Source organism: Pseudoalteromonas sp. SG43-8 (assembly GCF_014164245.1).
GTDB classification, from domain to species: Bacteria; Pseudomonadota; Gammaproteobacteria; order Enterobacterales; family Alteromonadaceae; genus Pseudoalteromonas; species Pseudoalteromonas distincta.
On the sequence record NZ_JACJEX010000001.1, the window covers coordinates 1,012,182 to 1,027,308 of the forward strand.

At 38.6% G+C, this 15,127-nt stretch carries 17 protein-coding genes; 9 read left to right on the top strand and 8 right to left on the bottom strand.

Translation table 11 applies throughout. From position 1 onward, the window contains the following. Window positions 1–4 precede the first annotated feature (4 nt). A complete protein-coding gene (gene aceK, locus H5122_RS04550) occupies window positions 5–1,777 on the bottom strand; it encodes a bifunctional isocitrate dehydrogenase kinase/phosphatase (protein WP_182681400.1) in 1,773 nt (590 codons plus the stop codon). Window positions 1,778–1,894: 117 nt separating this feature from the next. On the opposite strand from aceK, the gene H5122_RS04555 reads away from it, so the two are divergent. From H5122_RS04555 to H5122_RS04570, 4 genes are all read left to right on the top strand, one after another. Continuing rightward, window positions 1,895–2,842 (top strand): LysR family transcriptional regulator, encoded by a 948-nt coding sequence (locus tag H5122_RS04555; RefSeq protein ID WP_182681401.1) that lies wholly within the window; start codon window positions 1,895–1,897, stop codon window positions 2,840–2,842. 81 nt (window positions 2,843–2,923) lie between these two features. Then, window positions 2,924–3,373, top strand: a complete 450-nt coding sequence (locus H5122_RS04560) for an N-acetyltransferase (protein ID WP_182681402.1) — start codon at window positions 2,924–2,926, stop codon at window positions 3,371–3,373. Window positions 3,374–3,402: 29 nt separating this feature from the next. Beyond that, on the top strand, window positions 3,403–3,609 hold the full coding sequence (locus H5122_RS04565) for a hypothetical protein (protein WP_007375422.1): 207 nt from the start codon (window positions 3,403–3,405) through the stop codon (window positions 3,607–3,609). Window positions 3,610–4,034: 425 nt separating this feature from the next. Further along, window positions 4,035–4,466, top strand: a complete 432-nt coding sequence (locus tag H5122_RS04570) for a hypothetical protein (RefSeq protein ID WP_002961558.1) — start codon at window positions 4,035–4,037, stop codon at window positions 4,464–4,466. Between the two features lie 12 nt (window positions 4,467–4,478). On the opposite strand, the gene icd is transcribed toward H5122_RS04570, so the two are convergent. Continuing rightward, window positions 4,479–5,747, bottom strand: a complete 1,269-nt coding sequence (gene icd, locus H5122_RS04575) for an NADP-dependent isocitrate dehydrogenase (RefSeq protein ID WP_138488944.1) — start codon at window positions 5,745–5,747, stop codon at window positions 4,479–4,481. A gap of 188 nt (window positions 5,748–5,935) precedes the next feature. On the opposite strand from icd, the gene H5122_RS04580 reads away from it, so the two are divergent. Next, a complete protein-coding gene (locus H5122_RS04580; RefSeq protein ID WP_182681403.1) occupies window positions 5,936–6,739 on the top strand; it encodes a hypothetical protein in 804 nt (267 codons plus the stop codon). Here the strand turns inward: H5122_RS04580 and H5122_RS04585 are convergent. Beyond that, window positions 6,736–7,287, bottom strand: a complete 552-nt coding sequence (locus tag H5122_RS04585) for a hypothetical protein (protein WP_182681404.1) — start codon at window positions 7,285–7,287, stop codon at window positions 6,736–6,738. The two genes, H5122_RS04580 and H5122_RS04585, sit on opposite strands and share 4 nt — an antisense overlap. Before the next feature lie 371 nt (window positions 7,288–7,658). Between H5122_RS04585 and H5122_RS04590 the strand changes: the two genes are divergently transcribed. Both H5122_RS04590 and H5122_RS04595 read left to right on the top strand, forming a co-directional pair. After that, complete coding sequence (locus H5122_RS04590) at window positions 7,659–7,826, top strand: hypothetical protein (protein WP_002961566.1); 168 nt, start codon at window positions 7,659–7,661, stop codon at window positions 7,824–7,826. Window positions 7,827–7,965: 139 nt separating this feature from the next. Further along, window positions 7,966–8,808, top strand: coding sequence for a transporter substrate-binding domain-containing protein (locus tag H5122_RS04595; RefSeq protein ID WP_182681405.1), 843 nt, complete (start codon window positions 7,966–7,968; stop codon window positions 8,806–8,808). 84 nt (window positions 8,809–8,892) lie between these two features. Here the strand turns inward: H5122_RS04595 and H5122_RS04600 are convergent, their stop codons facing one another. From H5122_RS04600 to H5122_RS04620, 5 genes are all read right to left on the bottom strand, one after another. After that, window positions 8,893–9,474 (bottom strand): YceI family protein, encoded by a 582-nt coding sequence (locus tag H5122_RS04600; protein WP_039489966.1) that lies wholly within the window; start codon window positions 9,472–9,474, stop codon window positions 8,893–8,895. Between the two features lies 1 nt (window position 9,475). Further along, on the bottom strand, window positions 9,476–10,027 hold the full coding sequence (locus H5122_RS04605; protein ID WP_182681406.1) for a cytochrome b: 552 nt from the start codon (window positions 10,025–10,027) through the stop codon (window positions 9,476–9,478). Between the two features lie 145 nt (window positions 10,028–10,172). After that, the gene (locus tag H5122_RS04610; RefSeq protein WP_182681407.1) at window positions 10,173–11,009 is read right to left on the bottom strand and encodes a ScpA family protein; all 837 of its coding nucleotides are present in this window, start codon (window positions 11,007–11,009) and stop codon (window positions 10,173–10,175) included. 6 nt (window positions 11,010–11,015) lie between these two features. Then, the gene (locus tag H5122_RS04615) at window positions 11,016–11,636 is read right to left on the bottom strand and encodes an L-threonylcarbamoyladenylate synthase (protein WP_002961576.1); all 621 of its coding nucleotides are present in this window, start codon (window positions 11,634–11,636) and stop codon (window positions 11,016–11,018) included. Continuing rightward, a complete protein-coding gene (locus H5122_RS04620; RefSeq protein ID WP_002961577.1) occupies window positions 11,633–12,487 on the bottom strand; it encodes an RNase RNM in 855 nt (284 codons plus the stop codon). The genes H5122_RS04615 and H5122_RS04620 overlap by 4 nt, the downstream gene beginning before the upstream one ends. Before the next feature lie 464 nt (window positions 12,488–12,951). Between H5122_RS04620 and H5122_RS04625 the strand changes: the two genes are divergently transcribed. Next, the gene (locus tag H5122_RS04625; RefSeq protein ID WP_182681408.1) at window positions 12,952–14,520 is read left to right on the top strand and encodes an anthranilate synthase component 1; all 1,569 of its coding nucleotides are present in this window, start codon (window positions 12,952–12,954) and stop codon (window positions 14,518–14,520) included. A gap of 1 nt (window position 14,521) precedes the next feature. Then, a complete protein-coding gene (locus H5122_RS04630) occupies window positions 14,522–15,124 on the top strand; it encodes an aminodeoxychorismate/anthranilate synthase component II (RefSeq protein ID WP_149592564.1) in 603 nt (200 codons plus the stop codon). Window positions 15,125–15,127: the final 3 nt, after the last annotated feature.

Sequence of the window (15,127 nt, forward strand, 5' to 3'; positions counted from 1 at the left end):
AACCTCAAAAGCGCCAACTTTGTTTATAAGGATAAACATCGGGTAGATAACCATTATGTACTTGTTGCTGACAACTCTGCCAAAACGTCGCTAAAAACAAGTTGCTGTGCTCATTATTAAAATAATTAAACGCAATCTCGTTGGCGCTAAAAAACACCTTAAATTGGCTCGGAAATATATCGTTTTCAGCTATATCAAAATACGAGTTACTACTTAGCTCTTCAAGTGCATTTTGGGTTTGTGGCACCTCTCTAAAGTTGCAATCGGTTAGTGGGCAAATTTCGTCAAAGTCGTAAAACACAACTCGCCCCCATCGCGTTACGCCAAAGTTTTTCATTAGCATGTCGCCCGGAAATATATTAGCGCCCGCTAACTCTTTAATTGCTTTACCGTAGTCATGCATCACGCTCTCTAAGGTTTTGTTATCGCATTGGTTAATATATAAATTAAGCGGGGTCATTTTACGCTCAACATAAACGTGCTTTAAAATGAGTGCCTTGCCAGATATAACTATGCTGCTGCCAATTTGGCTTTTCATCTGCTCAAGCAGCTCGTCGCTAAAACGGCTTAAATCAAACGCTAAATATCTAAATTCGTGCGTATCTACCAAACGACCAACCCTATCGGCTTGTTTTACAAAGTTATACTTGTCTATCACTTGTGCTTTGGTAGCTGTTTTTGGCGCACTAAATTTGTCTTTAATTACTTTATAAACGTAATCTAGCCCTTCAATAGTAAATACCAGCATTACCATGCCCGGCGTACCTGGCGCTTTAACATACTTGAAGTTGGCTGGGCTATTTTTAGTCGTATCAACCTTGTGCCGATAAAACTCAGTTTTGGCGTGCTTTATAAAACCAATGGCGTTAAATAACTCAAAGCGTTGTTTGTGTGGCATTAACACACTTAAGTAATCTACATAACGAGCGGGTTTATCGGTATCAACCATAAAATAGGTGCGTGCAAAACCAAATAATAAACTTAATTGATCGGCGCCCATCATTACAGCATCAAGCTTTAGTCCCTCATCGGTATTTAAAATAGCGATAGCAAAAGGCATATTGTCGCCATTTTTAGCAATGCAGCGCCCAATTAAATAACAGGCTTTGTTTCTAAAAAATAATGAGTTGGCGTATTCAATATACCCATCGTTTAAATTTATAAGTTCGTACACCTGTTTGCATTGCTGCTTAGCGCCTTGCATTAACGTACTTTGTAATGTGGCTACATCGCGTTCTAAATGACTAAACGGCACTCTAAATACTTGATTAGTGATAAGCGTTTTAACGGCGTTATTAAACCCATTGTGTAGCGATACCCTGCTCACTAAGCTTTCATAAGAGCGTGGCTCACTACGATACTTTGCTTTTAATACAAACAAATGCACAGTACGAATTTTTTTATCGTCCCAAATTGCCCCAAACGTTGAATTAAAAAAAGTATGCGCAATAGGTTTATTTTCGTGATTTTGTACCATATCGCCGTAAATATTTTTAGCTAACTGCCACGTTTGCGGGCAAGTAAGTTCAGCATAAGCAATAACTCTCACGGCTTCACTCACGTTTTTTACTTCGCGCTCATACACTTGTAAACGTTCACGCATAGCACTTTGCACACTATGGTACTGTCGTTGTTCAAAACGGCTTTGTGCACCCAGTGTAATATTTAAAAATTGCGAAAACATCGCCTCAAATCCAGCAAAAACAGATCGTGCAAGCTTACTGGCAATAACGTTTTGCAGCGTATTATTAGATTGATGTGTTAGCCTAGTTTGCATAAATACAGCACTTATATTGATGCCAGTTATGGCGGTTATTTTTTATTAATTGTTTACACCTTAGCAAGCAGGCTTTAATTTAGATAATTAATACAGCATATAAATAGCATTGATCTAATGAATATAAGAAACGTCGACCTCAACTTGTTAGTTTACTTAAATGTACTCATCGATGAAAAAAGTGTTTCAAAAGCTGCAAATAAACTTGCTCTTACGCAACCGGCTATGAGTAACGCATTAAAACGTTTGCGCGATTTATTTGACGACCCACTACTTGTGCGTGCCGCAGGCTCTATGACGCCAACGGCAAAGGCACTTTCATTAAAGCCTGAAGTTGAGGCGCTCTTAAAAATGGCCGAAGCTATTACGCAGCCTAGTGAGCAATTTAACCCTACAACGGCTGAAGTTACGTTTAGAATAATGGCAAACGACTACATAGAGTCGACCTTAATAGCCCCTTTTATAACTGCGCAGCTTAGTAAAAATCCCGGTATTAATTTTGATGTATTAAGCCCAAGCGACGTAAACCTGCAAGACATGGAAAAAGGCACTATTGATTTAGCAATAAACCGCTTTAATGGCCTACCACGCTCGTTTCATCAAGCCAGTGTTTGGCGCGATAATTACTGTTGTTTAACCCATCCTAAAAATACATTTTTACAACAATCAGGGTTAGACGACTACTTAAAAAAAGAGCACATTTGGGTAAATCGTGCCGGCTGGGGGCCTGAAGCCGCTGTTACTAATAAATCAGGAAAGCAAAAATTAGGTTGGGTAGATGAAGCGCTTTGGCAACTAGAACAAACCCGTAAAATACGTGTTTTTACTCGCCACTACATGGTCGCAAGCCTGCTTTGCCAATCAGAGCAACTTATTGCCACCCTACCGCGCAGGCAAGCTAAGTTATTAACCTCTCATACTGATTTGGTAATCAGCCCTGTACCATTTCAAATAGTGCCTATTGAAGTAAAAATGATATGGAGCCCACTGCTGCACCATGCAACGGCGCACCAATGGTTAAGGCGTGAGTTATTAGCGTTTGCTAAAACGATTGCAGATAGATAAATTATTATTTTCATCACATCAAGCACCAGGTATTTTACTATCGCGCATACTTCCAAGCTTTACTTTCATTAGAAGAATATAATGATAAACAAACTTAATAATAAGAATAATGATACTGCAAATATAATTTTTGCTGTCTTTCAAAATTCCTATGCTATAGAGGCTAAACTGATCGGCGCGCATAACTTTCCTCCTTTAGCGCGTAATATTAAAGGTATAAAAAAATCAGAAACAACCTTTTATGGCTACAGCGAAAATGAATGTTTAGCAGCCGTTATAGAAGTAGATACAAACAACGAGTATTTAGATATTTGTAGTTTAACCGTTGATCCTAGTCATTTTAAAAAAGGTATCGCAAGTAAGCTAATAAGTTATGTTTTAGCAATGGATGATTTTTCTCATGCAATAGTGGAGACTGCGGTTGCTAATACTCCTGCAATAAATTTATATAAAAAGCATGGCTTCGTGGAATTTAAAAGATGGACTCCTTCACATGGTATTGAAAAGCTGGCTATGTCGATCGTAATTTAAATCAGTATTTCAAAATAGGTAATTTACAAATGGATAGTGCATCAATAATTGCGTGGAGTGTTTTGTTTGGCGGCATTGGTATTGGCTACCTTACTTACGGGCGAAGAAAAAAAGCCGTAGTACCACTTTGTATTGGTTTGTCGTTATTGGTATTTCCGTATTTTATGAGCAGTGTTAGCATGCTGTTGATTGTAGGCGCTATCTTAGTGGCTATTCCCTACTTTATTAAAATTTAACATTACTATTGTTATTGCTACTGTAACGACTAAATAAAATAAATGCTCAAAATAAAAAAGCGCCGTGGTATTCAACTTTGGGAAAATACCATGGCGCTTTTGGAAATCGTCGATATAGGAGTCTACCTACAGTGTATGATTAGCAAGCTTAGTACCAACTTCATAAAACAATTAAAATTCAATAAAAACAATAAACTAAGCATCCACCTTAACTCATCAACTAATCCCCTTGTTCCAGTTTTGTGCACGTTTTTACCGCTCTGCACCAAATTAATTAGTATAATTTAGGTATGTTTTCTATTTTTTTATTTAGTTTTAAAACTTACTATTGATGAAATCAATGTCAGTTATTGAAAACAACAATTTCATTAATAATACACTTAGCGCTAGAGTGAAGTTAAGCCAACAAACTAAGAGTAATAATTATGACAACATCAAGCTTCACACAACAAGACGGGTTATTTATTGATGCTAACTTACACCAGTTTATTGAAGAGCAGTTATGCGCAAAAACTAATACCACTGAAACTTACCAAGCATTAGCTACTTTAGTTGATGAGTTTGGTTGTAAGTGCCGTAAAACAAAGCACCAACCAAATGATGTATTAGAAGTGGATACATTGCTAAACGCATACCAACTTAAAAACCACCCACTTTGCCATGTTGATGCACAAACGACAGAAGCCGTTTTAGACGAATATTGCTGCCAGGTTCCTGCAATTATTGTTGTTGCGTTAATGGATACGCTTAGTGGTACGCAGTGCGATGAACCTCAAGCACATGAGATTTACCATCGTGCAGCGCAGTTAACCAACCGCCCTTGCATGCACAGAGTAAAAACTGCCTCAGCAGCTTAATAATGAATGTGTTTAAAAGTGCTCGATAACCTTCTTTGCAAAGCCAGTACAAGTTAAGGTTGTCGAGTTATGAATACTTGAGTTATCGCTCTGCTCTTGCGCTAAATCAAAGGTTACTTCACCGCTTTTAAATGTTTGCTCTAACGCATTTTCTATTAGTAATGCGGCCTCGTCCCATCCCATAAATTTAAGCATTAATACCGCACTTAAAATACTACTGCTGGGGTTTGCTTTATTTTGCCCTGCTATACGTTCAAACGTGCCGTGTGTAGGCTCAAAAAATGCGACATCGTTATTTAAATTTGCAGCAGGCATTATGCCAACACCGCCAACTTGTGCGCTCAGCATATCCGCTAAAAAGTCACCATTTTGATTAGTCGTCACCACTACATCAAATTGCTCTGGGTGCATTAAACATTGCTGCAGCATGTTGTCGGCTATAACTTCTTTAATAATTAGAGGTGCTTGATTTACTCGCTCTATTTGCAGCCAACGCCCATTTTCATGTGCAGTGGCATTAAATTCGCTTTGTGCAAGTGCATACCCCCAACGCTTAAATGCCCCATCGGTAAATTTAAGTACATTGCCTTTATGCACTAGCGTTAATGATTCACTATCGTTTTTAAGTGCATAGTTAATGGCAAAGCGCATTAGTCGCTCAGAGCCTTCTTTAGATATATTTTTAATACCAATACCGCATTCTTGTGAAAACCTTAAGCGGGTTACGCCCATTTCCTCACATAAAAAATCGAGCATTTTTTCACTTTCTACACTGCCTGCTTGCCACTCAATACCTGAGTACACGTCTTCGCTGCTATCACGAAGCACTGTTATGTTTGTTAAAAAAGGATTTTTTAAAGGAGAAGGAAGTGCACTAAAGCCTTTTATAGTGCGCATATTTACAAACAAATCCATTTCTTGCCTGAGTGCAACATTAAGCGATCTGAAGCCACCACCCAGTGGTGTGGTTAACGGCCCTTTTATGGCAATTTTGCAGGCACGTACCGCGTTAATTGTTTCTTGCGGGAACCAGTCACCGTCATACAGCTTTGCGGCCTGCTCGCCATTATAAACTTGCATCCAATGAATTTTCCGTGCACTTTTATAACAATGCTCAATTGCACTATCAACAACGTGGCGCATCACCGGCATAACATCCAGCCCCACGCCATCGCCATCAATAAAAGCAATGATAGGTTCTAACGGTATTTGCCAATGTCCTTGTGCATCAATAGTGATATTTTGGCCGTGCTCAGGAACTTGAATATGCTGATACGTCATGGCTAAAACCTAACTTAAAATAACGATTAATTGATTAAACCATGCTTAGCTTGAGGTGTCTTTATTTGTACTTTTATAGTTACTATCATTTTAAAAAATAAAGAATTAGGCGAGATTATTTATCCATTTAGTTGGTCTTGTATATTAAGCTTGGCGTACCAGTTATTAAATTACAGTGGAGCATTTTAATGAAATACTTTTTTGTACTGCTACTATCAATCAGCTCTTTTAACTTATTAGCCGTTGAAGTAGTCATACATAACCTTAGCTCGCTCTCAAGTAATGCTCAAAATACGGTGTCTACATGGGTTAATCAAAGTGTTGAAAAAACACAAAATACACTGGGGCCTTTAAAGCAAACCACTTTGCCTATTTATTTAAAACCGCAATACTTTGCTTTTGAGCCTGTACCTTGGGCTACAGTTAAACGCAATAACCCCGATGGGATTGAACTACATATAGATCGCTACGCCAGTTTAAATGCATTCACTAAAGATTGGACGCTATACCATGAACTTTCGCATTTATATTTGCCGCTACTTCCCTACTCCGGTTTTTGGCTAAGCGAGGGTTTTGCCAGTTATATGCAAAACGTAATAATGCGTGACAGCGGTATAATCACCCAGCCGCAATTTGTACAACGTTTAAATGCAGGATTTGATCGTGCCCGCCTGCAAACTAAAACTAAAACACAGCCACTTAATGAGCTCTCTGCCGATATGTGGAAACAACGCGCCCAGCAACGTGTTTATTGGACGGGTGCGGCTTTTTTTGCACAGGCCGACCTTAAGCTACAAAAACAAGGTTTATCTGTCGCGGGTATAATAAAACAGTATCAAACATGCTGTAGACCCGCTCGTTCTAGTGCTAAAACCTTTATAAAAGAGTTAGATAAGTTATCCAGCAGCAGCATTTTTACAACGCTGTATGCAAAATATAATACCCGTACTGATTTTCCTGATATTAATAAAAAGCAGCTAAACACGCTTTAACGGCTGCTCTGTTTTATATAGCTACTATATTCAACCAGCCCTTGCGCATTAAAATTGGTTGAGTACTCGTTCATAAAACCATGCAAAAAATTGGTTTTATAGCACTTAACACTCGCTTTGGTGCTTAAAGCTTTAATAACTTCATCAACATTAAAGTGACTCTCACTTTCTGGGAATATGAATTCACAGGGTACATTTGCATCTAACGCTAAATAATTACGAATTTGCGACGGATAAAAGCCAATTAACTTTTTAAGGTGTGTATTGCCTGTTAATAACTGTGCCCGCCATGCTGCACTTGCCCCTGCGCTAAACGCAATACATGTGGTCGGCACTTTTAAACTCTCAAAGCATTCTAGAAGTTTGTCCGTGTATTTGTCATGGCCACACTGCTGTATAAAATTATTATAACTATCTTGTTCACTTTCAATAGCTTGAATCTTTTTGTTGTATGGATCAACAATCACTAAATTTGAACTAATTGCCTGTGATAACTTACTTAAAGCAGGGGTTAAACCATAAATATCACTCACTATTAGGTAATTCATACTTATCCTTTGGTAACTAAAAATGGGCTTTGTAAGCAGTTGATAAGATTTATTATAAATATTTTTATAATAAATAGCTTGCACACAATTTATATATAAGTTACCTTCCCTCTCTGGTTTAAAGAAACCGCCGCGGTTAACCATTTACCCTGATCCAGTAAGCCCCGCAAAACGTATATTTGAAAGCTAAGTTATTGTACGGCGAGAACCCCTTGAATAATACCGAGATGATTTTTTACTATCATCGCAAAAGTGTCATAAAGATCGTCAACACTGTAATGAAGCTAAACACAACATCGTTAATTTATTGACTGCAATTTGCTATACAAATATAGCGCAGAATAAATAACAAGAATAAAGTGAGTTTTATTATGTCTTATAAATATAACGGGTCTATGATCCAAATAGCACATCCAGTGCAATCAATTTCAGTAAACAAACATCGTGTAATCTTCAGTGATACACAAGGTTTAAAAAATGCATTATTTCAAAAAGCGAGTGATGCACGCCAGTTTGTTAAGTGGCTAAAAGCTAACTAAGCAACATATAACTTTAATTGCCATTCTATTATTGCAATTATTGATAAGATATTATGCCAGCCTTGTTGCTGGCATTTTACTTTTTAGCCCTTTATTGGTTACAATAGTTTTACAATAATAATTACTGGTAGCTGTTGTAATGCTCCGTATATTTTTAACTTTCTTACTTTTTTTCTGTCTGAGCTCAATAAGCAATGCTAGAACCATAAACTGGCTAGCGCACGATTTTGCACCCTATTATATTTTAAATGGTCAATATCAATACCTAGGCCGTGACGAAAGCATAATTTCTTTACTTGAAAAACAACTTCCTAATATCACCTTTAACCGCATGCTTATCCCCTCAGGTAAAGTAATTCAAGAGCTGTCCAATACTTCAAATAATGTTTGTGCGTTATCGCTTTATAAAAATGATTACAGAAAAGAGCATATTTATTTCACAGACGAAAGCTCAACAACGGGCCTCTCGCCTTCAATAGCAATGCATAAAAAGCTCGCCAAAGCGCTAAATATAGCGGAATCTAAAGAAGTATCACTACTCAATTTAATACAAGATAAAAAACTAACTCTTGGAGTTTCTATGAGCCGCTCTTACGGCCAAGAGATAGATACTTTAATAAACAGTACACCCAACATTGATTTAGTAATTAGACCCACTCGCGATAGCCTAGCGAGCCTTACATATATGCTTAACCTAAAACGAATTGATATTTTGTTGGGTTACCCAAGCGAGCATTACTATTTAGCTAAATCAATGCACTTTGAAGAAAACTTAACGCAGCGTCCATTAACCGAATCTCCAGCGCTCAGCTATGGCTTTATTGGTTGTACTAAAAACGAGCAAGGCGCAAAAGACATCGCTATTCTTAATGAGCAGCTTAAAATCATTAAAAAAACGCAGGCTTATAACGATTTACTTATGCGCTGGTTGCCTGAGGATTTAAGGCCGCTATTAAAATCGCGTATTAATAGCACAAAATAAACAAATTCAAAGTCGCTTAATTTGAGTTTCTGTTAAGCAAAAAAAACGCCACAGTTAGTGGCGTTTTTATATTCAATAACTGTATTACTTACGAACGCCTTCTATTGATAAAATAATATCAACATGAGTAGATGCAGGCCCTAAGTTGTAATCAATACCATAATCTGTAAGTTTAAGGCTGGTTTCGCCTTCAAAACCTACGCGGTATCCACCCCAAGGATCTTTACCTTCGCCCACTTTATCTATTTCAAAGGTAATAGTTTTAGTTACGCCATGCAGCGTAAATTCACCGGTTACGTCGGCCTCTTCACCATCTTCATCAAATTTAATGCTGGTGCTTTTAAATGTCGCTTTTGGGTATTTATCCACATTTAAAAAATCTTTACCGTGTAAGTGCTTATCGCGCTCTGCATGGTTAGAATCAAGGCTAGTGGTATCAATATTTACCATAATTTTTGATGCATCAGGATTTTTAGCATCGTAACTAAATGTGCCGTCAAAAGTATTAAAACGACCATATAACCAGCTGTAACCTAAGTGTTTAATTTTAAAGTTAACAGATGCGTGCCCGCCTTTTGTATCAATTACATAATCAGCTGCATTAGCGGCTGTTGCCGATAACATCATTGCAGCCGAAACGGCTGTGCTTACTAATAATTTTTTCATTTTAATCATCCTTTAATGGTTTGATCATTCTGATTAAGGTTTTATCTTTATCGATAAAGTGATGTTTTAACGCCCCTAGTGCATGCAATACTGCAAACCCGATTAATGTGCACGCGCCATAATAATGTACTTTTCCTGCAATATCGGCTTGGTCATCAAATGCAAAATCAAGTGCTGATACGTTAAATAAGGTAAACACTTCTATTGGACGCCCGTCTGCGGTTGATATTAAATACCCTGAAACAGCTATAACGGCCAAAATAATATACATAGCAATATGCGCAGTATGTGCTAATTGGTTCATGCCTTTACTTTCACCTAATGGTTTAGGTTGTGTAGATAAAGCACGCCATAAAATTCTAAATAAAAATACGGCCACAAGCGTAATACCAATACTTTTATGTAAATCGAGCGAGCATTTATACCAGCTATCGTAATAAGTAAGCTCAACCATATATAAACCTAAACCAAACAGGCCAAAAATAGTCAACGCCATGAGCCAATGTAAAATAATGGCGACAAGTCCGTAAGATGAAGGTGTATTTTTAAACATGTGTAAGTCCTATAATGCTATGACGTTACAATATAGTGCATAGCCGTAAATGAAAATAACATTTACAAACACTTTACGTGCGTATACGCACAGAACTTTGATAATTAAAGACAGTTTTTAGAAGTTGAGGATTCAACAGATAAGTTTATAGGGTTGATTGCTCGCTCAAGCTGACATAAATTAAGCTCTCTGGGCTTACTTGCAAACAGGTAACAAGTCCTTCTTTAATGAGCTCTAGCATGGCTATAAAACTAACCACAACACCACTACGCCCTTCATCAGGCGTAAAAAGCGCATTAAATACCACTGCTGAATTTGCTTTCGATAGCTGTTGTAATATTTGGCTCATTCTCTCTCGGGTTGAGAGTACTTCAGCAGTAATTTGATGATGTTCAAACGTTTTTGCTCGCGCCATAACATCACTCAACGCCAGCATTAAGTCTTTAAGTTCAATATCAGGGAGGTTTTGACTTATGTCTTCATTTATTGGCATAGCGGCATGCGCTATAAAAATATCACGCCCAACGCGGGGGATATCATCGAGGTTTTCGGCGGCTTTTTTAAATAACTCATATTCTTGCAGGCGTTTAATAAGCTCAGCGCGAGGGTCTTCTTCCTCTTCAAGCTCTTCGTGAACAGGGAGTAATAAGCGCGACTTAATTTGTGCAAGTAACGCAGCCATTACTAAATATTCGCCGGCAAGTTCGAGTTGAAACTCGGTCATCATTTCAACGTAACTTACATACTGCTCTGTAATACTAAAAATAGAAAGATCGAGCACATCAAGTTTATGCTTTTTAATTAAATAAAGCAGTAAATCTAGCGGGCCTTCAAAGGTTTCTAATATTATTTCGAGCGCATCGGGCGGGATATATAAGTCTTCTGGTTTATCTACAACCGCTTTACCATGCAAAAAAGCCAGTGGCAGCTTTTGCTGCACTGGCTTTTCACTACTTTTTGTATCAGCAGTACTTTCGCTCACTTGTTATTACTCAAACGGGCTTGTATCACCACAGCCAACACGCAATATTTTAACTTCATCTTCCGACAAGTCGATTACTGTGGTTGCTTGCTCGGCTAAATGGCCACCGTGAATAATTAAATCAACGTGTTTATCTAATCGCTCTAATATTTCATCCGGATCTGATTCAGTAAACTGCTGCCCGGGTAAAATTAAAGAACACGACATTAATGGCTCGCCAAGTTCGGCAAGTAACGCACAAGCAATTGGGTGTTCAATTACACGCATACCAATTGTTTTTTTCTTGTCGTTTAATAAACGCTTAGGGACTTCTTTTGTGCCTTTAAAAATAAAGGTATAAGGCCCTGGCGTATTATTTTTAATTAATCTAAATAGCTGGTTATCTACACGTGCATAAGTAGATAGCTCCGATAAATCACGGCAGACTAGCGTAAAATTATCGTTTTTTTCAATACCACGAATACGCTCTATGCGCTCTTTGGCTTGCTTATTACCAATGTTACAGCCAATGGCATAGCCCGAATCTGTTGGGTAAACAACAACACCGCCTTGTTTAATAATATCAACGGCTTGACTAATCAATCTTGGTTGCGGGTTATCAGGATGAATATGGAATAATTGACTCATGTTAATGCCCCTTCTTGTCCTTCCCAAACTTGCCAAACACCTTGGCAGTCTTTCGGTAAGTATAAATTTTTACCAAGCTCTAAATAGCTTGTCGGAAAATGAAAATCTGACCCTTGCGAGCAAAGTAGTTCGTACTCACGGCTGAGTTCACCTAAAAATTGACGTTCGCTTGGCGCCTGTTGAGGTTGTGCAACTTCCATTGCGTCTCCTCCTACACTTTTAAATTCTACTAATAATTTGCGTAGCCACTTGTTTGACATTTGATAGCTACTTGGGTGCGCAAGTACAGCAACACCACCAGCAGCATGTATTGCCTCTACAGCGGTTTGCATGGTGCACCAGCAACTAGGTACATAGCCTGTTTTGCCACGCCCTAAGTACTTTTTAAATACACCTGGGAAATTTTTAGCTACACCGCGCTCAATAAGAGCGCGTGCAAAATGTGCGCGCGTAATTTGCGCGTCTTTTGCCAGCTCTTTAGCTTGCTCGTAAATGCCATCAAAGCCATTTTTTGCAAGGCGTGCGCCAATTTCTAGTGCACGCTCTTCTCGCTTTTGCTGCTGAGCCGATAATAAAGAAGTAAGGTCAATATTATTAATATCAATATTTAAACCTACAATATGAATTTCGAAGCTTTCCCATTTGGTAGACACTTCGGTACCCGTTATTAATGAAAGCGGCAAGTTTTCTGCTTCAATAAATTGCTGAGCAGGCTTAATAGCCGCCACAGTGTCATGATCGGTAATAGCAAACACATCAATATTTTTATCAACAGCGCGATGCAATAATTCTTCAACCGTCAAACGCCCGTCTGAATGTGTAGTATGGCTATGTAAATCGTATTTTATCAAAAGAAAACTGCTTAAAATTAAGGGTTACTGGTGTTTATGTAAGTATAACAACTTTTTTGACTAAATTGTTTTAAATAAACACTTGACACAAAAGCATAAGATACGTTTTACTGTAGCCACTTTCAGACACATTAAGAATTAACAATAATGATCAATTCAAACTTAAACACTATTTGGTGGTGGCACTCGTAATTTTCGGGTGATGAATTGTCGTGTCTAGCAAAAATTCAAAACCCGCAACTATGCGGGTTTTTTTATAACTAAATTTTACGAAACGTATACGTTAAAAATATTTAATAAATTTTGAGGCAGAAAAACATGAATAACGGTCTTACTCTTACACATCGTTGGTGGTGGCGCCTGATATAGCGGGACGGTAATGATCTGTTTGTAATTTAGATATCGTTATTCAAACCCCGCATTGCAAAAGCACTGCGGGGTTTAATTTTTTGAGGGAATGAGGTTTGATTTTTAGTCATATAACTACCACACCAGGCGAAGTAACAAGCATTACGCAAGTACGCGACTATATTAGTAGCCCTCTTGCATTATACGCGGCACTTGATAAGCCTAACTCACTACTGCTTGAATCGGCTGAGATTGATTCTAAAGACAGTGTAAAAAGTTTAATTTTAGTTGATAGCGCCCTGCGCATTGTATGTAAGGGTAAAACGGTAACTGTTAGCGCACAATCAAATAACGGCAAGCAATTATTAAGCTACTTACAAGCAAATGTTAAGAGCTGTGATTCACAATTAAACGACACAACGCTTACACTTAACTACCAAGACACCAGCAGCGATATAGACGAAGCAAGTAAGCTTGTTGCCGATAACGCTTTCAGCGCTCTTCGTACCTGTATTAACAGTATTCAAAGCACTACCGAAAATCCGTTTTCGGTATTTTTAGGCGGTGTGTTTGCCTACGACATGGTGGCAAACTTTGAGCAGTTAAGTGATGTACCTGATGGCGAAAACACCTGCCCAGATTACGTATTTTATTTAGCTGAAACGTTAGTTGTTATTGATCATCAAAAGCAAACAACCGAACTCATTGGCAATGTATTTAATGGCCCAGACGTACACGCTAACTGCTTTGAAGTAGGTAAAGAGCTTGAGCGGTTAAATACGCTGTGCGATAGCGCAGCAGAATTTAGTGCGGATATGCAAAGTGGCGAATGTGAAGTAAGCGTTGATATAAGCGACGAAACGTATTGCGAGCAAGTTGTTAAGCTTAAAAAGAATATTGTAGATGGCGATATTTTTCAGGTAGTGCCGTCGCGTACATTTTCACTACCTTGCCCTGATTCTTTACATGCGTATAGCCAGCTTAAAAAGCAAAACCCAAGCCCTTACATGTTTTATATGCGCGATGAAGACTTTGCATTATTTGGCGCCTCTCCTGAGTCGGCCCTTAAGTACGACGTAAGTAATCAGCAAGTAGAAGTTTACCCAATTGCTGGTACTCGAGCGCGCGGCAAATTTGCTAACGGGCAAATAAATCCAGACTTAGACAGCCGCATTGAGCTGGAACTAAGAAACGATCAAAAAGAGCGCGCCGAGCATTTAATGCTTGTCGATTTAGCACGTAACGATGTTGCACGTATTAGTATTGCAGGTACTCGCTTTGCAAAAGAGTTATTAAAAGTAGACCGCTATTCGCAAGTAATGCATTTAGTGTCGCGCGTTGTTGGCACATTAAAACCAGAGCTTGATGCACTGCATGCTTACCAAGCGTGTATGAACATGGGCACCCTTGTTGGTGCACCAAAAGTGCGTGCTGCTGAGCTTGTTCGTCAAACAGAAGGTAAACGCCGTGGCAGTTATGGCGGCGCTGTAGGTTACTTAACCGGTGATGGCGCAATGGATAGTTGTATTGTTATTCGCTCTGCTTTTGTTAAAAATAATATAGCTTATGTACAGGCTGGTGCCGGTGTGGTGTTTGACTCAGATCCTATTTCTGAAGCAAACGAAACTCGCGCTAAAGCACAAGCGGTTATCACCGCCATAAAATCTACGTATAAGGCGGTATAAAATGAGTAAAGCGAATCCTATTAAAATCTATTTTTTAGATAACTTTGACTCATTTACATACAACCTTGTTGATGAGCTTACGATGCTCGGCTGCGAACTGGTTGTTTACAGAAACAACATTAGCGCTGAGGTTATTTTTAACAAAATGCGCCAAGAGCAAGGACAAGTACTCTTAGTACTTTCACCAGGCCCTGGCACACCAAGCGATGCAGGCTGTTTAATGGAGCTTATTGAGCTCTCTAAAGGCCACTTCCCAATGTTAGGCATTTGTTTAGGCCAACAAGCGTTAACACAAAGCTACGGTGGAGTAATCGGTCACGCGGGTGAAACCGTACATGGTAAGTCTTCAATTATTAATTTAGGCGAACATCCTGTATTTGATGGTATGGGCAATACAATGCCTGTAGCACGTTACCATTCATTAATGGCAACAAAAGTGCCTGACAATATAAAGGTTATTGCCCAGTACGAAGATATACCTATGGCTATTTATCATCATGATGACAACGCTTTGGGTTACCAGTTTCATCCAGAATCTATACTGACGCCAAACGGAGCAATGCTACTTCAGCAAAGTGTCGCTTACTTAACACGTGCCAAATAATAG